The 23,619-nt window shown below is 43.1% G+C and carries 16 protein-coding genes; 8 read left to right on the forward strand and 8 right to left on the reverse strand.

Annotated elements, in window-relative coordinates; translation table 11 throughout:
- Positions 1 to 185: 185 nt before the first annotated feature.
- The 3 genes from yidD to rpmH all read right to left on the reverse strand — a co-directional run bounded on the left by yidD (position 186) and on the right by rpmH (position 1,268).
- Positions 186 to 581, reverse strand: a complete 396-nt coding sequence (gene yidD, locus W234_RS14160) for a membrane protein insertion efficiency factor YidD (RefSeq protein ID WP_025645318.1) — start codon at positions 579 to 581, stop codon at positions 186 to 188.
- Between the two features lies 1 nt (position 582).
- Positions 583 to 954 (reverse strand): ribonuclease P protein component, encoded by a 372-nt coding sequence (gene rnpA, locus W234_RS0104955; RefSeq protein WP_025645320.1) that lies wholly within the window; start codon positions 952 to 954, stop codon positions 583 to 585.
- A 179-nt stretch (positions 955 to 1,133) separates the two neighbouring features.
- Positions 1,134 to 1,268 carry a 50S ribosomal protein L34 gene (gene rpmH / locus W234_RS14295; protein WP_007394757.1) on the reverse strand — a complete coding sequence of 45 codons (135 nt, stop codon included), beginning with the start codon at positions 1,266 to 1,268 and terminating at the stop codon, positions 1,134 to 1,136.
- Between the two features lie 682 nt (positions 1,269 to 1,950).
- On the opposite strand from rpmH, the gene dnaA reads away from it, so the two are divergent.
- The 5 genes from dnaA to W234_RS0104980 all read left to right on the forward strand — a co-directional run bounded on the left by dnaA (position 1,951) and on the right by W234_RS0104980 (position 9,903).
- Positions 1,951 to 3,450 carry a chromosomal replication initiator protein DnaA gene (gene dnaA / locus W234_RS0104960; protein ID WP_025645322.1) on the forward strand — a complete coding sequence of 500 codons (1,500 nt, stop codon included), beginning with the start codon at positions 1,951 to 1,953 and terminating at the stop codon, positions 3,448 to 3,450.
- Between the two features lie 195 nt (positions 3,451 to 3,645).
- Positions 3,646 to 4,821: a DNA polymerase III subunit beta gene (gene dnaN / locus W234_RS0104965; RefSeq protein ID WP_025645323.1), complete on the forward strand. Its 1,176-nt coding sequence runs from the start codon at positions 3,646 to 3,648 to the stop codon at positions 4,819 to 4,821.
- A 25-nt stretch (positions 4,822 to 4,846) separates the two neighbouring features.
- A complete protein-coding gene (gene recF / locus W234_RS0104970; protein WP_025645325.1) occupies positions 4,847 to 6,094 on the forward strand; it encodes a DNA replication/repair protein RecF in 1,248 nt (415 codons plus the stop codon).
- Between the two features lie 438 nt (positions 6,095 to 6,532).
- Positions 6,533 to 9,160 carry a DNA topoisomerase (ATP-hydrolyzing) subunit B gene (gyrB, locus tag W234_RS0104975; protein WP_025645327.1) on the forward strand — a complete coding sequence of 876 codons (2,628 nt, stop codon included), beginning with the start codon at positions 6,533 to 6,535 and terminating at the stop codon, positions 9,158 to 9,160.
- A 134-nt stretch (positions 9,161 to 9,294) separates the two neighbouring features.
- Entirely contained in the window at positions 9,295 to 9,903 is a 609-nt protein-coding gene (locus W234_RS0104980) for a manganese efflux pump MntP family protein (RefSeq protein WP_025645329.1), read from the forward strand.
- Between the two features lie 100 nt (positions 9,904 to 10,003).
- Here W234_RS0104980 and rlmF read toward each other — a convergent pair whose 3' ends face one another.
- Together rlmF and W234_RS0104990 are read right to left on the reverse strand one after the other, a co-directional pair.
- On the reverse strand, positions 10,004 to 11,038 hold the full coding sequence (rlmF, locus tag W234_RS0104985) for a 23S rRNA (adenine(1618)-N(6))-methyltransferase RlmF (protein ID WP_025645331.1): 1,035 nt from the start codon (positions 11,036 to 11,038) through the stop codon (positions 10,004 to 10,006).
- Between the two features lie 65 nt (positions 11,039 to 11,103).
- Positions 11,104 to 11,766 (reverse strand): LysE family translocator, encoded by a 663-nt coding sequence (locus tag W234_RS0104990; protein WP_025645333.1) that lies wholly within the window; start codon positions 11,764 to 11,766, stop codon positions 11,104 to 11,106.
- A 199-nt stretch (positions 11,767 to 11,965) separates the two neighbouring features.
- On the opposite strand from W234_RS0104990, the gene W234_RS0104995 reads away from it, so the two are divergent.
- The 3 genes from W234_RS0104995 (at position 11,966) to W234_RS0105005 (ending at position 17,869) form a co-directional block, all read left to right on the forward strand.
- Positions 11,966 to 12,763 carry a crotonase/enoyl-CoA hydratase family protein gene (locus tag W234_RS0104995; RefSeq protein WP_025645335.1) on the forward strand — a complete coding sequence of 266 codons (798 nt, stop codon included), beginning with the start codon at positions 11,966 to 11,968 and terminating at the stop codon, positions 12,761 to 12,763.
- A 67-nt stretch (positions 12,764 to 12,830) separates the two neighbouring features.
- Positions 12,831 to 13,994: a MalY/PatB family protein gene (locus tag W234_RS0105000; protein ID WP_025645337.1), complete on the forward strand. Its 1,164-nt coding sequence runs from the start codon at positions 12,831 to 12,833 to the stop codon at positions 13,992 to 13,994.
- A gap of 95 nt (positions 13,995 to 14,089) precedes the next feature.
- A complete protein-coding gene (locus tag W234_RS0105005; protein ID WP_198013340.1) occupies positions 14,090 to 17,869 on the forward strand; it encodes a P-loop NTPase fold protein in 3,780 nt (1,259 codons plus the stop codon).
- A 242-nt stretch (positions 17,870 to 18,111) separates the two neighbouring features.
- Here the strand turns inward: W234_RS0105005 and W234_RS0105010 are convergent, their stop codons facing one another.
- The 3 genes from W234_RS0105010 to W234_RS0105020 all read right to left on the reverse strand — a co-directional run bounded on the left by W234_RS0105010 (position 18,112) and on the right by W234_RS0105020 (position 23,492).
- On the reverse strand, positions 18,112 to 19,680 hold the full coding sequence (locus W234_RS0105010) for an FGGY-family carbohydrate kinase (RefSeq protein WP_025645341.1): 1,569 nt from the start codon (positions 19,678 to 19,680) through the stop codon (positions 18,112 to 18,114).
- A gap of 186 nt (positions 19,681 to 19,866) precedes the next feature.
- Positions 19,867 to 21,513 carry a glycerol-3-phosphate dehydrogenase/oxidase gene (locus W234_RS0105015; protein WP_025645343.1) on the reverse strand — a complete coding sequence of 549 codons (1,647 nt, stop codon included), beginning with the start codon at positions 21,511 to 21,513 and terminating at the stop codon, positions 19,867 to 19,869.
- Between the two features lie 227 nt (positions 21,514 to 21,740).
- A complete protein-coding gene (locus tag W234_RS0105020) occupies positions 21,741 to 23,492 on the reverse strand; it encodes an FAD-binding oxidoreductase (RefSeq protein WP_025645345.1) in 1,752 nt (583 codons plus the stop codon).
- Positions 23,493 to 23,619 lie beyond the last annotated feature (127 nt).

The following is a 23,619-nucleotide window of genomic DNA, read 5'->3' on the forward strand; positions in this document are numbered from 1 at the left end:
TTATTTTACTAAAAATTGAGCCTAAATGATACCAAGAGTGTGGATAGGCTGGGGATAACTGAGCATAACTGGGAGTAACTTGGATAAATTGTGGATAACTATCGAGATATGAGTATCTCTGGGATAAGCTGTGGATAACTATAACAAGTTATTGAGATGAAAAGTTATCCATATCTAAGACTTTTTTAGCGCATAAGGTAGTTTAGCCGTGCGACATAGCTACTGTTATCGCGATAGACGCTACTAGTTAGTCGACGACTAGCGTCATTTAACTCATTTTTCTCATCTGTTCCTGTCACAGCTGAATATAGAGGCATGTAGTGATAGCTAGCTAAGGGAATAGGAACAAAATCAATGCCATGCCCACCCCAAGGCTGACAGCGGCCAAGGCGTTTTAGTAACAGCCAACCTCCTTTCCAAACGCCATGCCAAGCGAGCGCCTGCTTGCCATAATTCGAACAAGTAGGGTAATAGCGGCAGCGTGCTGGTATCATCGGACTTATTATTTTTTGATAGATATTAATAAAATTGAATAAAATAAAATAAAAAACCCTATTAACTAAAATCTTTAAATAAATCATTTTATTTTTTTTCGATTTTTTTAAATATATTATTTATCTCTTTTATCAACTCTTTATTTTCTAATCCTTTTATAGATTTTTTAACGATGAAAACGATATCTTTATTTTCTAGGTTATCCGCTTGCTTACGAAAACTTTCTCGAATTAAACGTTTGACTAGATTACGACTCACCGCAGTAGGTACTTTACGCTTAGTAATCGCCATCCCAACCCGAGGCTGCTCAAGAGTGTTGCTGCGTACAAAAGCCATAAGATGACTTTGATGGAGTTTACGCTCAGGAGCATCGAACACCTCACGAAAAGCCGCTGGAGTGAGTAGGCGCTGCTCTTTAGTAAAGCAGAAGGTCTCGGTAGCTAAAATAGGGTTGGACATAGTAAGGCCTAAAATGAGAGCTCTACGATAGTTATGAAATGAGCAACTACCGCAGCGTTTGATGAGGGTCTTAAGTATAAATTAGATACGAAATATAGAGACAAAAAAAGCGCCAATATAGGCGCTTTTAATAGATGGCTATCTCTCAGTTATAGTTATCTGCTGAGATTATCTGCCAATTACACAGTAAGACGATGACGTCCTTTAGCGCGGCGACGTGCCAATACTTGACGGCCTTTTTTCGTTGCCATACGTGCACGGAAACCGTGAGTACGTTTACGCTTGATCACGCTGGGTTGGAATGTACGTTTCATAACTCACCTATCAAAATAATGGACTAAATTCAAAATAATGCAGGATTATACCATTGTCACAAATTCAGGTCAACGAACTAATGCATTGTTTTCCTAGCGCTTTTGATCGTTACACTGTTGATAGATTCCAATAGAGCTCAAAGCGCTCTTTTAGTGTCGTTAAAGACGTTAACAAAAGAGACTTTGCTAGTTATCTGCGTCGTTCTAGTCGTTATTATTACAGTTACTTTTGTCACTGTTTTAAAAAGTTATCCACAGATTTCAGCGTTCTCTATAATAATTAACTATTAATATATATAAGTATTGTTGTTATTGGGAGCCGGTTTTTCTGAGGATAACTCTACTATAATGTTATTTATCAAAACGATAGGCTATGGGTAACCCTGTGGATAAGCTGTGGGTGAAATGTGGGTAAGTTAAGGTTGTGAGTTATCCCCAAAACTGTCCACAGAGTTATCCCCAAAATATGGGATGTTATCCACAGGCCGTTTATGGTAAATTAGCCGTCTTAGGCTACCGAGGTTTCTAGCAAGAGATCTATTTAAATTGTTATTACTAAGCTTGCAGATATCAGTCCTTATCAAGAAGTGGTAGCTAGGATTTTTGGCTGTGAATACTGCTATTATTTTAAATATAAGCGCTAAGGTACTTGTTGAGTACAAGCTAATGAGGTTGGTTTTTTATGATAGACACGGCGACACTTTGGGATAAATGCTTGGACGATTTACGTTATCATGTCAAAGATAACGTCTTTACGATGTGGTTAAGACCTTTGTCTGCGCATGAGGAAGCGCAAACCCTTGTTATTAGAGCGCCTAACGATTATTTTGTTTCTTATATCAAAAAAAACCACTTAGAAGACATTCGTCAACTGGTCGCTAAACACAGTCAAGGTAGTATTATTGACGTGGTAGTCCGTGTCGATAATGCCAACCAGAGCACTCAAGTCGAAGATCAGAACCAGGCACAAGGCGCTACAGATATCAACTCTAGCGAACATGCCAACTCTCAAGATACTTCGTTTAATAACGACCCTCATCTCCCCTCCCCTACCCCAGCGTCATCAAAAAATAATACTAGTAACTTTGGTTCTGACCCTAAAGTAGATGCTGGAAATAACCAACAATATGCAGCGTCCAATGACTCTGCTGATGCAAAGTCTCTTAGCTATCTAAACCCTGAATTCACCTTTGAAACCTTTGTCACCGGCAAGTCGAATAACCTCGCCTACAAGGCTTGCTACGAGCTGAGCAAGCGTCAATCAAAAAATAGGCATAATCCTTTATTCATATATGGCCCTTCAGGTCTGGGAAAAACACATTTAATGCATTCTGTTGCTCAGCGCTATGTGAAAAATAATAGAAGTTTTTATTATTTCACTTCTGAGAAGTTTATTAATCAATTAGTATATTCTTTAAGAAATAATAAAATAGAAGATTTTAAAAAGAAAATAAAAAAAGTGGATTTATTAATTGTTGATGATATTCATGTATTAGCTGGAAAGACAAAAAGTAGTAATGAGTTTTTGACATTATTTGCAGATTTCACTAGTGGCGATAAACAGCTTATTCTGGCCTCGGATCGTCATCCGTCACAAATGACTGAATTTGATGAACGCTTTCGCTCGAGGTTCTCTTGGGGACTGACAGTCGCTGTCGAGCCTCCTGAGATTGATACTCGCGTACAAATATTGCAAAGAAAAGCTGCTTCTTTTGGGATGATACTACCCAAAGAATGCGCTTTGTTTATCGCACAGAATGTAGTCTCTAATGTGAGAAGGTTGGAAGGCGCACTCAATCAGGTATTTGCCAACTCTAATTTGACTGGAGCTCCAGTGACGCTTGAGATGGTACAGTATGCGCTCAAAGATATCGTGGCTATGCGCGTACAAGCGGTCAATATGGATAATATCCGCAAAGTAGTCGCTGAATACTACGATATCAGCGTCAAAGATCTAATGGGCCGCAAACGTACTCGTAGTATCGCCAGACCACGGCAAATAGCGATGGCCCTGTCTCGGGAGTTGACAGGTGATAGTTACCCAGATATAGGTCAGTCTTTTGGTGGCCGCGATCATACAACGGTTATGCATGGCTGCGAAAAAGTAGCGCAGTTACGCGCTGAGGATCCTACGGTAGACAAAGACTACAAGGCGCTAGCGCTGATGCTACAAGCCGGATAACGTGAATGAGTTAGATAACACAATAAGCAGGAACAGGCAAAACAGTAGCGCGGTATTTTAGCGACTAAATATAGTTTATAATGAGTACTATTTAATCACTTAAACTTAAGGTCATTCTAAGGATAGATGTCTTAGCGATATCACTTTGAGCCTAAACTCCTAAAAAACAGATTTTCTAAAATAAGAGTACCTAGCATGCAATTATCGATTAATCGTGAGTCGTTATTAAAAGCTATTAACTTAATCGCTAAGGCCGCTGATAAGCGCCATAATATGGTGATTTTGGGTAATATAAAACTGCAACTCTCTGAGTCTGAGCTGATACTGACCGCTTCGGATCTAGAAGTTGAGCTGACTTCCAAACTTAAGCTGCCTGCTGGTGCTTGTATTGAAGCGGGTACAACGACTTTGCCAGCGATAAAGCTAAAAGATATCTGCAAATCGTTACCCGCACAAGCGCAGATTAATCTGACGACGCAAGAAAACGAGCGCTGCTTACTCACGAGTGGTAAAAGCCGCTTTACTTTAGGCACTCTACCAAGCGAGGACTATCCGAGCTTAGGGAATCCTGAGAATATCACTGCCTTGACGATTAGCCGTAGCCGACTGATAGATCTTATTCATAAGACTCAGTTTGCGATGGCGATTCAGGATGTTCGCTACTATTTGACTGGTATGCTTTTTGATGTGTCGCAGCAGCAGCTAACCACCGTAGCGACTGATGGTCACCGGTTAGCGCTAGCGCGTAGTGTGATCGATATCGATAGCGATTTGAATATGCAGGCGATTTTGCCGCGTAAGGCAGTGATTGAGCTTGAGCGCTTGGCTACTGAGCTGGGTAAGATGCTAGGAGATAAGGACAATAATGTTACCTTAAGTTTCGGTCGTGAGTTTTTGCAAGTTAGTCTACCGTTCGGTGAGGTTGATAGCACCGGACAAGTCAGCACGGACTTGATGGTCACTTTTACCGCGCGTCTGATTGATGGTAAGTTTCCTGACTATCGCCGAGTTATGCCTAGTAACACTGATAAGTTGGCTTTGTTTAGTAAAGAAAAGATGACTGATGTGCTGCGCCGAGTGGCGATTTTGAGTAATGAGAAGTCACGCGGAGTAGTATTTAACTTTGCTAGCGATGGTATGGTTGAGATACGAGCTAACAATGCCGAACAAGACGAAGCGGTGGAGATGGTACAAGCTAAGTATCAAGGCGAGCCTATGGAGCTGTCTTTTAACGCCGCTTACTTGCAAGATGTGCTCGGCGTGGTACAAGGCGATGTACAGATGCATATGAGCCAATCTAACGCCTCGGTGCTAGTCAACCAGCTAGGCGATGAGTTCCATCAATACGTTATTATGCCGATGCGTATCTAAGCTTGATAAGGTTTTCGTAATCATTATGATTGAACGTTTACAAGCGACAGACTTACGTAACCTTCAACAAGTCAAACTGCAAGCAGCAGCATGTAATGTCATCATCGGAGAAAACGGTAGTGGCAAAACGTCGCTGTTAGAGGCGATATTCTTATTGTCACGCGGTAAGAGCTTTCGTCATAGTCAGCCTAAACGCTATGTTCAGCACCATAGGCCATCGGCCATTGTCCATGCTGTCTTAACCGACGGCGCTAGTTTAGCGATTCAAAAGCAGACTGACGCTACTACCGTCCTGCGCCTCAATCAAAATACCGTTTATAACCAAAGTATCCTCACCGAACAACTACCTACATTACTGATAGACCCCTCATCGATGGACATGCTCGAGCAGGGCAGTGCGAGTCGTCGTCAGCTACTCGATTGGTTAGTGTTTCACATGAAACAAAGTTTTCATCCCCAGTGGATAGCTTATCAGCGCTTATTAAAACAGCGTAACAGTTTACTTAAGCAAAGTAGAAGTCTAACCCAAGTGCAATTAGCAGAAATTAAGTCCTGGAATAAAGCTCTAGCTAACCATGCGGCACTTATTCATCATTATCGTGAGCAAGTATTTCTAGCTTGGCAGCCTTATTTTGAGAAAAGCATTGCGCAGCTGCTACCGTCTTATGCTCAGCAAATCAGTCTAAGCTACCATGCAGGCTACGATGTCGCGATACCACTAGATTTACAGTTAGACGAGCGTCTTGCCCAAGATCTACAGCTTGGCTATACTCGTATCGGTAGCCACCGTGCCGATATTCATGTGCATTGGCGCTCCCAGAGTGAGATGGGTGTAAAAGATGAGAAGTCTAAATCAGTAACGGAGTATCAGACGAGCACAACTGAGCTGTCCGCGTCAAAAGAGCAAAAGCTACCTACGTTAAAAGAGCAAGCTGCGAACGTCTTATCTCGCGGCGAAAAGAAGCTACTTATTACCGCATTACGCCTGTCGCAATTACCACTATTGCTCAACGATGACTCTGCTGAACAATCGGCCAGTCAAAACCTGCAAACTGATAACCAAGCCATAACTACACCAGTTGTACTATTAGATGATATCACCGCTGAACTAGACGATAGAGCGATAGATATTTTATTATCCACTTTGGCTAAGCTGCCTTGTCAGGTGTTTATGACTAGCTTGACGGCGGATGTGTTACCGATAGTCAATCAATATTGGTCGTCTCCCAATATGTTTCACATGAAACAAGGTGAGTTAACACCTTTTGAATAACTTATAGGTTTCATTAACTACAGATCTAATTGAGCTTTACTCATTTAATCTGTTTATTGTCTTGTTTTTATAACTATACAGCCTGCTAGTAACTACTAATTGTAGATTATAATCCTAATCACTCAATTACAGACAAAGCTGCTGTCAAAGACACTGCTAAAGGTGCTATAAATCACCAGTAAACAGTGACTTACAGCCAAAAAAATGTTAAAATAAGGCTTTATATTTGCCCTATTTTCAGCGACTATTCTATAGCTTTTATTTCATAATTTTTATTACCAATAAGATGCTAAGTTACTGGTAATAAGACCGTGGAAATCAATTCCTACAGTTAAAATTTGAAATCTAAGACATATTGTAAAGATGCTGGCTTTATTCTGATTTGTATAAAGCTGACGCACAATTATTAGCTGATCACGGCTTGATTAAGGAATGCACATGAGTGATTCATTACCTATCGATAACGAGCAGTTGGATACAACCAGTTTAGACAGTACGCTTGAGACTGATACGCTTGATACTGTAACCCCTGAAGGCTTGCCCTCTGATTATAGCTCCAAGGACATCCGTGTTTTACGCGGACTTGAGGCGGTGCGCGTACGTCCTGGCATGTATATTGGCGATACCGATGATGGTACTGGCTTACATCATATGGTGTTTGAGGTTGTCGATAACTCTATCGATGAGGCGCTCGCCGGTCACTGTGATCAGATTGATATTATCATTCATGAAGATGAGTCGGTCAGTGTCAGTGACAACGGTCGCGGCGTACCTGTAGATATTCACCCTGAAGAAGGCGTGTCAGCGGCGCAGGTCATCATGACGGTGCTGCACGCGGGCGGAAAGTTCGATGACAACAGCTATAAGGTCTCAGGCGGTCTACATGGGGTAGGGGTGTCCGTAGTGAATGCCCTATCCAAAAAGCTTGAAATGAATATTTGGCGTGAAGGCTACCATTACAGCCAAACTTATACTGATGGTGTGCCGGACAGTGAAATCCAGCAGATGGAAGCTACGGATAAGACAGGGACCCAAATCCGCTTTTATCCCAGTAGTGATGTGTTTACTGGTACTGTTTTTGATTATGATATCTTAGCGAAACGCTTACGCGAGCTGTCTTTTCTTAACTCAGGGGTGCGCATTGTCTTGACTGATGAGCGTATCGATAAGCGTCATGAGTTTGAGCATAAAGGCGGCCTGTCTGAGTTTGTCAGCTATATTAACGCAGGCAAAGAAGGCATCAATGAGGTCTTTCATTTTACCAGTGAGCAAGACGACGGTATCGCGGTCGAAGTGGCGCTGCAATGGACAGATACCTATAACGAAAAGGTGTTTTGTTTCACCAATAACATCCCGCAGCGTGATGGCGGTACGCACTTATCAGGGTTTCGCTCAGCGCTCACGCGTGGTCTAAACAGCTATATGGATCGCGAAAATCTGTTCAAGAAAGAAAAAGTCGCGGTCAGCGGTGATGATGCACGAGAAGGGTTAAGTGCGATTGTCTCAGTGAAGGTGCCTGATCCGAAATTCTCTAGCCAGACCAAAGACAAGCTGGTATCGAGCGAAGTCAAGTCAGCAGTCGAATCGGCGATGCATGATAAGTTTAATGATTATTTGCTTGAAAACCCAAGCGCGGCTAAAGCGATTGCCAATAAGATTATCGATGCCGCTAGAGCTCGTGATGCTGCCCGCAAGGCACGTGAGATGACGCGCCGCAAGACTACGTTAGATATTGCAGGTTTGCCTGGTAAATTGGCAGACTGCCAAGAAAAAGATCCATCACTATCAGAGCTTTACATCGTGGAGGGTGACTCTGCGGGGGGATCGGCAAAGCAAGGTCGTAGCCGTAAAACTCAGGCTATCTTGCCGCTTAAAGGTAAAATCTTGAACGTCGAGCGCGCACGTTTTGACAAGATGCTATCGTCAGCTGAAGTCGGTAACTTAATCACCGCACTTGGCTGTGGTATCGGACCTGATGAATATGATCCGGATAAAGTTCGCTATCACAAAATCATCATTATGACTGATGCTGACGTCGATGGGTCACATATTCGCACGCTACTGCTGACCTTTTTCTTCCGTCAAACGCCGGAGCTGATTGAGCGTGGTTATATTTATATCGCACAGCCACCATTGTATAAAGTGAAAAAAGGTCGTCAAGAGCTGTATCTAAAGGACGATGAAGCACTAAAAGCTTATCTATTGTCCTCAACGATTGATAATACCAAGCTGCACGTCTCTGAAGACGCGCCAGCGATTACTGGTCAAGCGCTTGAGACACTGCTTAACGACTATAACCAAACGCAGCTGATTAAAGCTCGTTTGCAAATTCGTTTCCCAGCGACGCTGTTAGATGCGCTAACGCATACGCCGAAACTGAGCACAGACATGACTTATGATAAGTCAGCGATGCAGGAGTGGCAGGCGCAGCTACAAACTCAGCTGAATCAATTCGGTGATGAGCTAAGCCCTGAGATTGAACTGGTCAATATCCATGAGCCGCAACCAGAAAATATGGACGCTGCTGCCGCTGATCTGCTGGGTATGACCCCCGCATTGACTGCTGATGAGAGTGAGGCGGCTGATAGCGATGCCTTATCGACCAAGGCCCAGTGGCTACCGCGTATCACGGTGTATGTGCATCAGCTGGCGCATCATTACTTGCTCGATGCTAGCTTTATCAACTCGGGTGAGTATAGCAAGCTGCTGCGTTTATCAGCGGAGTGGAATACTTTGTTAGAAGATAGCGCCTTTATTCGCCGTGAAGCGGGTGGTGGTACTACTAAAGATATTCCGATACGCGATTTTGATTACCTCTGGCAGCAAATGATGCTCGATGCGCGCCGCGGCCTAGCTATCCAGCGCTACAAAGGTCTAGGTGAGATGAATGCTGATCAGCTTTGGGACACGACGATGGACCCAGAGAATCGCCGTATGCTACGCGTCACCATCGAAGATGCTATCGCTGCCGATCATATGTTCACCTGTCTAATGGGTGATCATGTCGAGCCGCGCCGCGTCTTTATCGAAGAAAACGCATTAACGGTCTCTAACCTTGATATCTAAGGTTTAGCGTTTACATTAAATATAAAATACCGCTTTGGTTTCCAAGGCGGTATTTTTTAATAATAAGTTTGTTTCACGTGAAACTTTTATAAGTAAATTGTCATAAGCTGGCAATTCTAATTGATGGACATCAGATGATCGAAGTACTGTTACTCGCTATTGCGCTAGCGATGGATGCTTTTGCGGTGTCGATAGGACTGGGCGCTAAATCCCAACAACAAAACCCACGCTATACCTTGCGTTTGGCTATTTATGCGGCGTTATATTTTGGTATTGCGCAGGGTGTGATGCCACTTATCGGCTATTTGCTGGGAGCGGCACTGTTAGGTTGGTTGGCTGCTGCTGCGCCTTGGATCGGTGGATTTATTCTTATCGGACTGGGTAGCAAGATGCTCTATGAAGTCTTTTTGGCAGATGAGGAAGAGAGCGTAGATAAGGGGCTACGAGTAAATTATGAAGCGGCTTCTATAAACGATAGCCGAAAGAAAAACATCAGTCATCGCACCATGTTTACCCTAGCGATTGCCACCAGTATCGATGCGATGGCCGCTGGTTTTACACTTAACCTGTTGGCGCTCAATGCGTGGCTAGCGTGTGTAATCATTGCGATTGTCACAGCTGTTTTTAGCGCTATCGGCATCTATCTAGGTAAAAAATCAGGTACGTATCTTGAAGATAAAGCAGAAGCAGTCGGCGGCATCGTATTGGTTTTGATTGGGCTCAGAGTCATGTTTTTTAGCTAAATAGAGACATTATTTAATACTCATATAAAAAGCCGCTATAAAGAATTATAGTGGCTTTCATTGTTTCACGTGAAACGCTAGCATTACGCTTTAGCAATAATTACGCTTCGTCAGTATCAAAACGCCAAGCTAAGACCCGCGTGCTCTTTTGACCTTGGCTCATCTCAATAATACGCATTTGCGCCACATCAAGATCTTTTAGTAGTTGCTGTAAAGGTTTCACGTTTTCAGACTTAGACACTAAGCTGGTAAACCAGCCTACATGTGCAGCAAACTGCTGGCTTTCTCTTATCATATTACTTAAAAAAGCAATCTCGCCGCCCTCACTCCATAATTCTTTATGTTGACCGCCAAAGTTAAGGTTTTGCGCGGCATTGCCTGACTTTGTAGAGTGACGACTGATTTGCGCGCTTTCGTTTTTGCCGCGATGGCGCTGCAAATTATGCTGTTTACGGCTATTGGCCTGCATCGCTTCTTCTAATGAGGCATGAAAAGGTGGGTTACATATGACGACGTCAAAGTAGTCTTGACGACCGATAATATTTTTAAAGATATGCTTAGGTTCAGGTTGCAGTTTGATCTTAATCGCGCCTTTGAGCTTGGGATTGGCTTGGCTAATTACCGTCGCCGTATTCACTGAGACCGGATCGATGTCGCTCGCGGTAAAGCGCCAGCCATAGCTTTGGCTGCCAACAATAGGGTAGATAGCACTGGCACCAGTGCCGATATCAAGTGCATGAATATCTTTGCCTGTAGGTGGCGTATTGTCTTCGCTCACATGAGTAGTCTGCGCCAACAAATCGGCAATATAATGAATGTAATCGGCGCGTCCAGGAATCGGCGGGCACAAATAACCTTCAGGAATATCCCAAAACTTGACGCCATAATAGTGTGCGAGTAGTGCTTGATTAAGCACGCGTACGGCCTTGGCGTCGGAGAAATTAATCGTTGGCTCGCCTTTCGGGTTGGTAATTGTGTAATCGGCAAGTTCAGGTAGCGCGCGGGTCAATACAGCAAAGTCGTAGCGACCTTGATGCGGGTTGCGCGGATGCAGCTTGCCAAGTTTTTTGGCGGTCGCAGGCGAGCGGTTTCTATGCGCTGTATGGGGCTTATTAGGGTTTGGTCTGCTAGTCATAGTAGTAGGCTATAAAGTCTGAAGATAACCGTCTAGTTTAGCAGATTTCATCAACGCTAAATGGTTTATCGGCTACGGAAGATCAGGTTTAAGCCCAATACAATCATTGCTGTACCGAGTACGCGATCTATCCAATGCTCAAAACGCTGAAAACGTTTGAGGATGACAGGAATCGACAATAGCATCACCACCGTGCTAAACCAGGCCATCTGTAATACCATCATCCATACGCCGTAGATAGAGAGTTGCCAAAGTGGAATATCGGGTGATAATACTAAAGTAAATATAGCGACAAAGTAGACTGGCGCTTTGGGATTAAAAACGTTGCAAAAAAAACCACGGCGCAGAGTAGCAAAGCTAGATTCAGTTTTATCTGTAACATTGCTATTACTGTTGCTATTATCATTATTAGTAAAAGTGGTCGTTTCTACTGGTTGTTTGGGTTTAGCGCCAATTCCTTGCCAACCTAGATAAATAAGATAAGCGCCGCCTAACCATTTGATAGCAGTTAATAGTGGCTGCGAGTGCGCTATCACTGCCGCCAGTCCTAATACCGAGTAAATAATATGGACAGCTAAACCTAAGGTAATCCCTAAGCTACAAATCAAGCCGGTACGTCGACCTTTGGTTAAAGTTTCACGTGAAACTAAAACAAAGTCAGGGCCAGGGGAGGCAGCCGCCAGTAAGTGAACGCTGGTGATCAGTAAAAAGCCGTGCCAAAATTCCATAAAATGCTCTAGTAGTTACTAAGGAGTATCGTAAGATTAATAATAGTGGCAGCTATTAATTTTAAGGTCAACTGCTACCGATGCTAGTGCTTTTCATCTTGTGTTATAGGGTAAGGCTGTCTATATTAAAAGTCAGTAGCATTATTTTAAAAATGAGATCACACCCTACGATAACGACAAACCTAAAAAGGATATAACCATGACCACCCAAAACGATACAAGCAATCGCATCACTTATGAAACTGACGGCTACATTTGTCTCATCGGGCTTAATCGCGCCGACAAACGCAATGCTTTTGACAGCCATATGATCAAACAACTCTCCGAGGCGTTAACAGATTATGAGAACGACGATAATCTACGCTGTGCGCTCATCTTCGCACATGGCGAGCACTTTACCGCTGGTCTTGATCTGATGGAGCTGCAAGATAAATGGAATAAAGGCGCGTTTGAATTTAATGATAAGGAAATCGATCCATGGGGTATCGGCGGTAAGCTGCGCACCAAACCTGTCGTGGTGGCGATACAAGGCACCTGCTTTACCGCGGGAATTGAGTTGATGCTTAACAGTGACGTGGTTATCGCAAGCGACAATTGCAACTTTGCCCAAATGGAAGTGCAGCGCGGTATCATGCCGTTTGGCGGGGCGACGGTACGCTTTGTCGCGGCGGCAGGCTGGCAAAAAGCCATGCCGTACTTGCTGACAGGTAAAAACTTTGACGCACAAACCGCCGATAAACTAAACCTAGTCAGTGAAGTTGTACCCAATGGTGAAGAGTACGAGCGCGCGCTAACGATTGCCAAAGAGATTTGCAGCGCCGCGCCACTTGGGGTAAAAGGGCTGCTATCCTCGGCGCAAGATGCCAGCCGTAATGGCGCAAAGTCAGCGCTGGCTAATATTCATGGTTATCTACCGCATTTATTTCATTCAGAAGATGCTCGCGAAGGTGCGATGGCGATGGTTGAGCGCCGCGAGCCTGAGTTTCAGGGTAGGTAGAGACTCGTAACGCTACCGAACGCATGATGTAAAGCTTTCTTTAACCGTATGACCAAGGACAATACCAGTGCAATATAACTTCGACGAAATCATCGATAGACGCGATACGGGATCACTTAAATGGCACTATAGTGACGATACCATTCCGCTGTGGGTCGCCGATATGGACTTTAGAGCCGCGCCGCCTGTTTTAGATAGTGTGCAGCGTGTCGTAGATCACGGTATTTTGGGTTATACCAAACCGACTGTTGCTTTGTATGAGGCGATTATCAACTGGCATAGCAATCGTTATGGCTTGGATTTGACACAGGATAATATCTTATTTTCGCCAGGGGTGGTGCCAAGTCTAGCGCTGATGATGCAGATATTCACCGAGGTAGGCGATGCGGTAATAGTTAATGATCCCATTTATACGCCGTTTACGACTAAAGTAAAGCAAAATAAGCGCACGCTTGTGATGTCTGCGTTAAAAGAAGTCGATGAAAAATATCAGTTAGATCTAAAAGATATCGAAGCTAAAATTATCGAGCATAAAGTTAAGCTATATCTATTATGCAATCCGCACAATCCGGGCGGGCGCGTCTGGACTATTGATGAGCTTAAAGCACTACTGGCGCTGTGTCAAAAACACGATGTCGCCATCATCAGTGATGAGATTCATCAAGATTTAACCTTGACTGGTCATAAATTTACGCCTTTATTAAAGCTAGCAGAAGCGGCAGGTTACGAGCACAAGGTGGTCAGCCTGACCTCCATGACCAAAACCTTTAACGTGGCGGGTATCAAAGGCTCAATGATCTTTGCCAAAGATGACGCTTTAATCAAAAAAATCAGTCAGCAGCAGCAGCTAAATGATGAATATGAGCTGAATTTATTTGCTTATACGGTGATGCAAAGCGCTTATGAAGAAGGGGGAGAGTGGCTTGAACAGGTGCTGGCTTATATTGAGAAAAATATTGAGATTACGTTAGACTTTTTAGCAGGGCATTTACCTGATATTAAGGTCATGCGTCCTGAGGCGTCGTATTTGATTTGGCTCGATTGCTCGGCATACGGTGAGGACAATCAGGCGCTTTATAACAAACTGCGCGCGGCGAAAGTTGAGCTAAATTCTGGTATTAAATACGGTAGCGAGGGTCATCTGAAAATGCGTATCAATGTGGCGTGTCCTGAGGCACTGCTGCGTGAGGGGTTGAATCGGGTTTATGCTGTGTTTAGTGGTGGGGTTTAGACTTAGTGTTTTTATAAGGCTAAGTTTGTAACGCAGTGAAATTAAACCTTTCTTTGAAATTCTATAGCAAACCCCTGAAAAAGGAAATTCAATTAGTGGAAAAAATAATACTCAACCATAGAGTAAAATTAGAAAAAATCAGTAATTCTAAAGTAGAGAATGAACATCAAATTCATTCTCTATCTCCTTTAAATAACTTAGATGAAGGAGAAGGAAAAGAGAGCTATGAAAGGTATGAAAATAGATTAATATCTGCACTGAATGAAGAAAGTGTCTTCAATATAGCTGTAACAGGAATATATGGTTCAGGGAAAAGTAGTGTCTTAAATACCTTTAAGAAAAAATATAAAGAAAATAGTCAATGGGAATTTTTAGATATTTCTCTTTCTTCTTTTCAGGTTAATAAGGATACCTTATCGGATAACAAAGACTTAAATACTATTGATGAAAACGATAATAATATAAAAATAAAAGAGGAGTTAACGCCTGAGCAGATTCAGCTTATAGAAAGAAGCATACTACAACAGTTCTTTTATGCTGTACCTCAAAATAAAATTCCCTTATCAAGATTTAAAAGAATTACTGGTAATGCCTTAACCAACAGGATTACAGCCTTATCAGTGATAATACTAGTTATAAGTGGATTAATAGTTTTTGATAAGGTTGGTTATATTGAAGCTATATACTCCCTACCTACTTGGCTACCAGAATTGGCATTTTGGTTTTTTTTAGTATGTTCTATACTATTACTTTACAAGCTGTTGAATATCTCTTTTGAATTATCTGAGATTAAGCTTAGCTTTCATAACTCAGAATTTAATATAAAGAATGAAAAAGATAAGTCTATTCTTAACGATCATTTAGATGAAATTTTATATTTTTTTGAGGCTACTGGAAAAAATGTTGTCATTATCGAAGATTTAGATCGGTTCAATAATAACGAAATTTTTGTAAGGCTACGCGAACTCAACTCTATGATAAACAAGTATTGTGAGGATAGAGTGGTTTTTATATATGCTATTAAAGACGATATGTTTACTGACAATGAAAGAAGTAAATTCTTTGAATATATCATACCTATTATTCCGATCATTAATCCAACAAATGCGTATGACTTAATCCAAAAGAACTATAAAGAAGTGGTAAAAGATATAGATAAACGTTTTTTAAGGAATACTTGTTTATATTTTGATGATATGAGACTGGTGAAAAATATTTTAAATGAGTATCAAGACTATGATAATCATTTAAAATATTTACAGCTAGATAAGAACCAAGTTTTTGCTATAATTGTATATAAAAACTACTATCCAAATGATTTTTCAAAACTGAATTCAAACAGAGGTCTGATATACGATATATTTAATAATGTAAAAAACAGTTTAATAGATAAAAAGATAGCGGGAATTACTGAAAAGATCCATGAACTAGAACGAAGAAAGTTAGAGCTTTCAAATGAGATGCTATTGTCTATTGATGAGCTTAATGCTGTTTATAGCTACTATTTAAATAGTTTGATTCGCAAGAAACATGATGTGGTTAAATACATAAAGGTAGATGGTGAGCCGGTTGATATTGACAAATATGACGAAGATTTATTTTTAAAGCTTGAAAGTTTAAAAAATAAAAAAATTGAATTTAGCGCCGAAAATAGTAGCCATTACTGGTTTGATTCTAGTGGTGTGTCTTTTTCGGATGTTGAGGATTCAATTAATTCGCAGCTTATCTATAGTGAGCGATTAGCTATTATAAGAGCTAAAACCAACGAGGAGAAAAAACAGATATCTAATAATTTAAGCAGACTCAAGGATAAGCTTTACACTATTAAAAATAAGACGATAAAAAGACTGCTTCAAGATATAGATATAAAGCAGTTACTTCAAGATGAAGAAATACCAGATATTCCTGAACAGTTGATGTTTTTTATTATAAATGGCTATATTAACGAGAACTATCCTGATTATATTTCTTTGTTTTTTGAGTCTTCTATATCGAGATCAGATAAGAACTATGCGATGGTTGTCAATGGACGTCAAATGCCTAAGTTTGAACTAGAGTTAACTCATCAAGGCGAACTGTTATTAAGTTACTTATCAGAAGATGAGATGAGTACATCTAGTGTTTTAAATATTAGCATGTTGGGATATTTGTTGGAAACTACTAGTTTTATAAAGCATAAGCAAAATTTCATACAAAAAATATGTGATAAATCAGATATCTCAATTGAGTTTTTAGCTATTTTGTTCAATAAGGACGTCAGTTATCTAAGCTTACTCATTCCTATACTTATAAAGCAAGATGATACTGTTTTTGATGAGATACTAGATGATATTGAAGACGAACAGACAACTAATAATTACTCAAAAATTATCAGATATGGTATTGATATTCTAGATACGTCTAGCTATCTATCTGAAAAAATTAATATATTTTTATCACAAAGGAACGATTATATTGATTTTGTAATGAACTCCCTTTCAAAGAATGAAGGAAAATTCAAACAGCTCAGTCTTTCCATACAACCTAAGTTCTCTCGCCTAGATGCTACAAACCTTGATTTATTCAACTGGCTTGGTGAACAAGGATTTTTTTCTGTCGAGTTGGATGTAATCAAGGCTGCCTTGATGGGTAATTTATCACTATCACTAGATGAACTAGATAATAGGCTTAAAAACGCACCATTAACAACAATATGTGATTCTGAAATCAACTATTTAGTTGAAGATATTTGGTCTGAAAATCTATCAGAATATATAAGAGTTATTTTATTAGACGCGGATGATAATACTTCATATCATGAAGATGAAGATATCTATATTAAAGCTCTCAACGGTCTTGATAGTCGCAATTCGATAACAGAAAAATTTATTGACCTCAATTCTACTAAGATCAAAGATATAGGTGCAGTCAAAAACTATCGAATTCAACAATATCTCATAGGCAGCTTAAAAGTCCAATACTCATGGTCAAACGTTTTTAAGTATTTTTCTGAGTCTTATGAAGATCAGGATGATCAAGGTGCTTATCGGGAGATAGACGGTTCGCTCGTCAAATTCTTGGAGAATGGACAAAGTTATTTACAAATGATTAATTACACTGAATCAGATATTTTAGGCATTGAAGACTGGGAAGATACTAAGGCTGAGTTCGATAAAAATATTTTTTTATGTAATGAGTTAAGTGATGAAGCATACAAAAATCTAATTAGGATTACGGATGGAGACTGGAATAACGCAAGCTTAGAATACTTAAATCAAGAAAAAATTCTATCTCTAATTGGTCTCGGTAAGCTAAGTTTAACACCTGATAACTGGAATCAAGTTAAAGAGCATACATCAAACAAAGTCATAGAAGCCTTTTTAGTCAAGTATCATAAATTGATAATTGAAGACCTAGGTTATATTAAACTCCGTGTGGAAGACGTTGAAGTATTACTTGGTTCTAATAGTGTCAGTAATAAAGATAAAAAAACACTAGCTGAAACCGAGGCTATTGATTTAATAGAAGATAGTACAACGGTTCGTGAACAAGTTATTGAAATATATAAAAGTGATAAAATGCCCTCTTCTATTTATGAGCAGCTTATTAAATATGCAGACTCAAGCGAACTTAAGAATTTGCTTCTAAAGCAAATTAATTATTTGAATAAGCAGGCAATCGTAGAGGTGTTGAGTTTGTTGGATGATCCTTATCGAAGGTTAGCTAAAGGCGAAGAGGTTGAATTTGCAAACACTGAAGAAAATCGAAATCTATTAGGCGCTTTAAATAATGCACAGATAGTAGTAAAAGTTCCGAAAGCTAAAAGGCCGAAAGGCAATCTAATGGGGCAAAAAGTGCTTACTACAAGATTACAATTGCACGTTCTAGGAAACTAACAATAGTCGCCTCGGGGAGCGTTTTAGCCGTGACTGACGCGGTATACTGTGCGACTAAGCGGGTTGCGGGCACTTGGCTAGAGGGGGGTCGCTCGAATGTTGGAACGCCTCTAGCTTTAGTGCCCGCCACGCTTAGGGGTACAGATACAAGCAGAAGGCGCGATCGGCTCCCATAACCTTTTAGCCACAATCATCCCACCTTCTAACCACTCCCAATAGCCGACACCTTGAACTTGTGCATATTACTTGGCGGGGTAGCCTGTGATGTCTTGAATGCTCTGATACAACGGCTTTAGGCGCTCGTACATCTTCAGATAGACCTCGTTATACAGACGCTTGTAGAGTTGCACGTTGGCTTCAATCGGGACGAATTCGTCGCCTAAATGGGTCATGGCGTCGCTTGCTGTCGCGTGGTCGGGATAGACGCCGAGACCCACCGCGCAGTTGATGGCCGCGCCGAGGCCAGTGGCTTCAAAAGTGTGCGGGCGGTAGGCGGGCATGGCAAAGATGTCGGCGGTGAGCTGCATGGCGGCGTCGCTTTGCGAACCGCCGCCTGAGACGCGCAGGTGTTTGATGGGTTTGCCGGTGCGCTTTTCAATCGTATCAAAGCCAAGTTTAAGCTCATAAGCCAGCCCTTCTAAGATAGCGCGGTAGACGTGGGCGCGGGTATGCACATCGCCAAAGCCAATAAGCGCGCCTTTGCCCTCAAGCCCCGGATGACGCACGCCCGGTGACCAATAGGGCTGCATAATGAGTCCCATGCTGCCGGCTGGAATGCCTTTGACGGCGGCGTCAAGGAGCTTTTCGGTATCGATGCCTTGGGTTTTGGCAAGTTGTTGTTCGTAATGGGCGAATTGTTCTTTAAACCAGCTGACCATCCAAAAGCCGCGATAAATCATGTACTCGTGATTGTAGTAATGCGGGGCGGCGGCGGTATAGGCGGGCATGTGTTTGAGAATCTCGACATAGTCGGGGGAGATGGTGTTGATGGTAGCGGTGGTGCCAAAGCTAAGGCATGCGGTATCGGCGGACAGTCCCGCTGCGCCTAGGGCTTCGCAGGCTTTGTCACTGGCGGCGGCAATCATCGGTGTGCCCTCTGGGATACCTGTGACTTTGGCAGCTTTGGCGCTTATCTCACCGAGAGTTTGGCCTGGTGGGATGATTTTGGGCATTTGCTCGGGGGTACAGCTAAACAGCCGCCATTTCAGGGTGTTGGGTTTGAGCCATGTTTGCGCTTTGTAGTCATACGGCAGATAGCCGACCGAATGACCATTTGAGTCGATAAGTTCACCTACTAGCTGATAGGTGAGGTAGGCGGAGAGATTGACGTAGTGTGCGGTCTGTGCCCATATCTCAGGCTCGTTTTGCGCGAGCCAATTACAGCGGGCTTTTTGCTGGGCGTCTTTGACTAATTCGCCCATGCCGATGAGTTTGGTAAGCGGGCCAAGAAAGCCGATATCACCAGTCTCAGCGCGGCGCAAATCCATCCAAACGATAGCGGGGCGTAGCGGCTGCATGTCTTTATCGAGACATATCATAGTATAGCGCTGGGTAGCGAGACTGACGCCTGTGATTTGCTCAGGTTTAATCTTGCAGCTTTGCCAGAGCTTTTGACAGGCCTCTGTCAGCTTTTGCCAATAGTAGTCGGCGTGCTGCTCGGCATAATTGGGCTGCTCGGAGAAATACGGCTCGATAGGTACGCGGGCTTTGGCGATCTCGCTGCCAAACTCATCAAATATCAGCGCGCGGACGCTTTGAGTGCCGTTGTCGATAGCTAAGAAATAAATCGGGTTTGCAGAATTATCGGTCATAGTCGTCCTTAACTATACTCAGTTCTAGTTAAAACTGATACACATTTGCTATGTGCTGCTGGGATGCTCCTTTTGAGATAGTTGCGCAGCATCGAAAAGTGACGAAGTCGCACAGCAAGCAAGGAAAATTTATACCAGCCGCACAGCATAACTCTTAAAGTATCTTAAATGTAGGTATAAAAAGCACTAAGCTGCAGGCAAATGATAATAACGCTGCCATAACTCGCTATAGCGAGCGACTTCTTGTTGCCACTTTTGCTCATCCCAGCCCAGCTCCTGCTGGCAAATTTGCTTCAGTCTGGCACTAATCAAAGGTGTCATTGCGCCATGCGGTAGGATCAACCCCAAGCGCGTCCGCCGCAGTAGTAAATCATCTAAATGTATGACTTGTTCAAAGCGCGCTGCAAAGCGAATCTCCGCCCAAATGGTGTTGCTATCGGTGACATAAGCCAAATCATCGTCATGTGCTAGCGCTAATAAGTTATCGAGCTGCAGACCATAAAATCCTTGCAAGCGCTGCTGTAAGAGTTTTGGTAAAGTGGCAAACTTGGCATGAGTCGGCGTAGGATTGTTAAAGACTTGATCGCTATTCGTTTTTAAGTTTTGAGTAGCAGAGTCATCAAGGTCGAGCACTTCTTGACATTTTGCCAGCACATCAAGCGCAATCAGGCGAAAGGTGGTGAGCTTGCCGCCGCTGACGGTCACGAGATTATTATCGAGCCAGACGCTATGATCGCGCTTCTCTTTACTGGGGCTGACGCGTTTGCCATCACCGCTATCAGAGATCAGCGGTCGTACGCCTGCCCACGTGCTGATGATATCTTCTCGATTGAGATCGGTATCATCAAACAATGAGTTAGTTGCTGCTAGTAGATAATCGACCTCTGCGCTAGTGATACCGACTTCTTCGTCATTAAGTGGCGGATGATCTAAGTCGGTGGTGCCAAGTACCGTACGGTTCTCCCACGGGAAGACAAACACCGCTCGTTTATCAGCAGGATGCAAAAAGGTATAGGCTTGCGAGGTAGGTAAGCGCTCTTGACTGACGACTAAGTGACTACCGCGTGAGGGACGTATTTGCTTGTTGAAGCTTTGCTCAGTTTGCTCGCGGGCTTGCATACGTAAGGTATCGGCCCAAGCGCCGGTGGCACTGACCACCACTTTGGCGTGAACGTCCAAAGTCTTGTCACTGTCTTTAGACGCCGTGTCTTTTAAAGTTGCACCGACGACTAAGCCTTGCTCATTAGTGATGAGCGACTCGGCTTTGAGATAATTAATAGCGTGCGCGCCGTCATGAATGGCTTCGTCAAGTACGCGCATGACCAGTCGCGAATCATCGGTGATCGCATCGCTAAACTGGCTGGCACCCAAAAATTTATCTTGCTTGATATTAGGGTTTAGCCGTAAAAAAGCGTCTTTTTTAAAGTATTTAAAGTAGCGTTTGCCCGCTATCTTGTCGTAGACGCGCAGCAAGGTATTAAAGATCCACGGCGGCGGAAACTTGCCTTTATAATGCGGCATGACGTAATGCATCTCGTTAACTAGACCTTCTGCTTCGCTTAGCATACGTTCACGCTCACGCACGCTAAGCAGTGTCGTTTTATAATCGCCTGAGGCAATGTAGCGCAGGCCGCCATGCACCATTTTGCTTGAGCGGCTGGAGGTGCCCCAAGCAAAGTCTTTTTGCTCGATAAGCAATACGGCAAGGCCACGCCTTGCTGCCTCGCGGGCAATGCCGGCACCCGTGATACCGCCGCCGATAATGAGCATATCCCAAGGTTCAGATCGTGCTAGGGGCGCGAGTGCTTGCTGGCGTTGTGTGAATTGGGTCATAGAAGACTCATCTTAATTGTTAATTAATTTTAAGCTAAGTAGTTTATCTAGAAGGTTTAACTTATAGTCGTTACTAAATAAAGTAGATACGTTATATTGTGATGCGCGACTGATATTCATTTTTTTGCGTGCTGTGCCTACGCCGACAGAGGCGGCGCAAAACAAATATCAGTCACGCTGTAGCGCTCTTCCACTAAACTGTCTATAAACAAAGCTCTTAATTAAAATTAATCTTCAAGCAATACCCCTGGATTCATACGCTGCTCAGGATCTAGACTTTTTAGCATATCACGAGTCACTTGAATCCCAAGCTTACCTTTTTCGGCAGCAAGGTACGGGGCATGATCGCGGCCAACGCCATGCTGATGTGAAATGGTGGCTTTACCATGGGTAAGGCTCATACTGGCCGCATGTTTGATTTTCTGCCAGCGCTGTAAGGTAGTCGCGTGATCTTTGGCGGCGCGGAAGAAGTAAGTGGTGTATAGACTCGCGCCTTGTTTATAGACATGCGAGATATGAGTAAAGGCCATCACTTCCTCACCCTCATCAGCGAGCGAGGTTTTTACCGCGTCTTGCATCTGTGCCATTTGCTCGTCAATACGGCTCCAGTTGGTAGCGGTCTCAAAGGTATCAACCATAATGCCTTTATCCCAAAGCGTACCGCGCAGATATGGGAATTTAAAACGCCCGTGCGCCCAAACACTACCCATGATATTAGTGATTTTACCCGTGACACTACCATTTTGCTTTAACAATTTATTAAACTGCGTCACTGCTAGTTTATTCTGTGCTTTATCGCCTGAGAAACCATAAGTGAGCATCACTTTATCTGAGCTGAGTCCGCGCGCTTTTAGATAAGTGCTAATCGCTAAAAACTGGCTTGGCGTCGTACCTAGATGCAAATGTGCATCAGTCTCTACCGCGTTGCTTAGGCGTAGCATAGAGAGGCGAACATTGTTTTGCACCGCTTGTTTGAGTACCGCTTTGCCCGCTTCCCAATTCGGCAAAAACGCCACTTTAAATAGCTCTTCTTCAGGTTGTGATTGCACGCGCATCTTGACTTCGGTAAAGATACCTACGCGGCCTTCAGTACCCATCATCATCTCACGCAAATCAGGCCCTGCTGAGGATGCAGGAATGTCAGCAATCTCTAGCACGCCTTGCGGGGTCACTAAAGTGCCGCCAGCAAACATCTGCTCGATACGACCATAGCCCAAGGACTGCTGACCACTTGAGCGCGCCGCAATCCAGCCGCCAAGCGTCGATAGCTCCCACGACTGCGGATAATGACCTAAGCGATAACCGTGCTCGTCCAATTGTGCCTCGACCGCTGGCCCTTGCGTACCGGCACCAAAAGTAGCAATTTGACTCTCGGTATCCAAATCCATCAGCCGATCCATCTGACTCATGGCGATAGTCAATACCGGGCGCGCGCCCTGTTGCGGATTGATATGTCCGACTACGGAAGTACCACCGCCAAAAGGAATAACAATCAGATCGTGCTCTTGGGCAAGTTTTAATAACTGCTCGACATCAGCGGTCGATTTTGGGTGCGCCACGCCGTCAGGGAAGACTTCAAAGTCGCCGCTGTGCATCGCGATCCAATCGGGGAAGCTTTGCCCACGTGCGTGTCTGAGTCTGATCTCTCGGTCAGTAGAGACGATATCAAGGTCAGTAATAGCGGCAGGTAGGCGCGATTTGGGTACGGTTTTTAGTACTTTTTGTAGACTAACCGAAGGAAGTTTTTTGGTTTTGCCGATATGCGATTTGATCAGTTTTGCGCCATGCGGTGAGACTTTTTTATTGATATTGACATTGCCCCAGCCATTCCAACGCGTTTGCTCGATGGGGGTGTTAAGAGAGGTATTGGTTTTTGCAGTCATGTCTAGGTTGGCGTTATCGTTGTTGTCGCTATCAGAGATTTGCAGAGTAGAGGAGGGTTTAGCGTGTTTACGGGTAGGGAGTTTGAGTTTGCGCATAGAGACATACCTGTCGATTGTAATCACTGTACTTGTGGTTAGAGTGTAGCGGCTAGTTGGGTTAAATAGCTCAGCATAAATAGCGTTTATTAATCACCATACTAATGTTTTTGAATGATAGCAACAA

Source organism: Psychrobacter sp. TB15 (genome assembly GCF_000511655.1).
GTDB classification, from domain to species: domain Bacteria; phylum Pseudomonadota; class Gammaproteobacteria; order Pseudomonadales; family Moraxellaceae; genus Psychrobacter; species Psychrobacter submarinus.

Bases quoted from the DNA above. Each gene is read 5' to 3' on its own strand.
- W234_RS0104990 (WP_025645333.1), bottom strand. From the start codon at position 11,766: ATGGAATTTTGGCACGGCTTTTTACTGATCACCAGCGTTCACTTACTG.
- rpmH (WP_007394757.1), bottom strand. From the start codon at position 1,268: ATGAAACGTACATTCCAACCCAGCGTGATCAAGCGTAAACGTACTCAC.
- dnaA (WP_025645322.1), top strand. From the start codon at position 1,951: ATGATAGACACGGCGACACTTTGGGATAAATGCTTGGACGATTTACGT.
- recF (WP_025645325.1), top strand. From the start codon at position 4,847: ATGATTGAACGTTTACAAGCGACAGACTTACGTAACCTTCAACAAGTC.
- rnpA (WP_025645320.1), bottom strand. From the start codon at position 954: ATGTCCAACCCTATTTTAGCTACCGAGACCTTCTGCTTTACTAAAGAG.
- W234_RS0104995 (WP_025645335.1), top strand. From the start codon at position 11,966: ATGACCACCCAAAACGATACAAGCAATCGCATCACTTATGAAACTGAC.
- gyrB (WP_025645327.1), top strand. From the start codon at position 6,533: ATGAGTGATTCATTACCTATCGATAACGAGCAGTTGGATACAACCAGT.
- W234_RS0104980 (WP_025645329.1), top strand. From the start codon at position 9,295: ATGATCGAAGTACTGTTACTCGCTATTGCGCTAGCGATGGATGCTTTT.
- W234_RS0105010 (WP_025645341.1), bottom strand. From the start codon at position 19,680: ATGACCGATAATTCTGCAAACCCGATTTATTTCTTAGCTATCGACAAC.
- rlmF (WP_025645331.1), bottom strand. From the start codon at position 11,038: ATGACTAGCAGACCAAACCCTAATAAGCCCCATACAGCGCATAGAAAC.
- W234_RS0105015 (WP_025645343.1), bottom strand. From the start codon at position 21,513: ATGACCCAATTCACACAACGCCAGCAAGCACTCGCGCCCCTAGCACGA.
- W234_RS0105020 (WP_025645345.1), bottom strand. From the start codon at position 23,492: ATGCGCAAACTCAAACTCCCTACCCGTAAACACGCTAAACCCTCCTCT.
- yidD (WP_025645318.1), bottom strand. From the start codon at position 581: ATGATTTATTTAAAGATTTTAGTTAATAGGGTTTTTTATTTTATTTTA.
- dnaN (WP_025645323.1), top strand. From the start codon at position 3,646: ATGCAATTATCGATTAATCGTGAGTCGTTATTAAAAGCTATTAACTTA.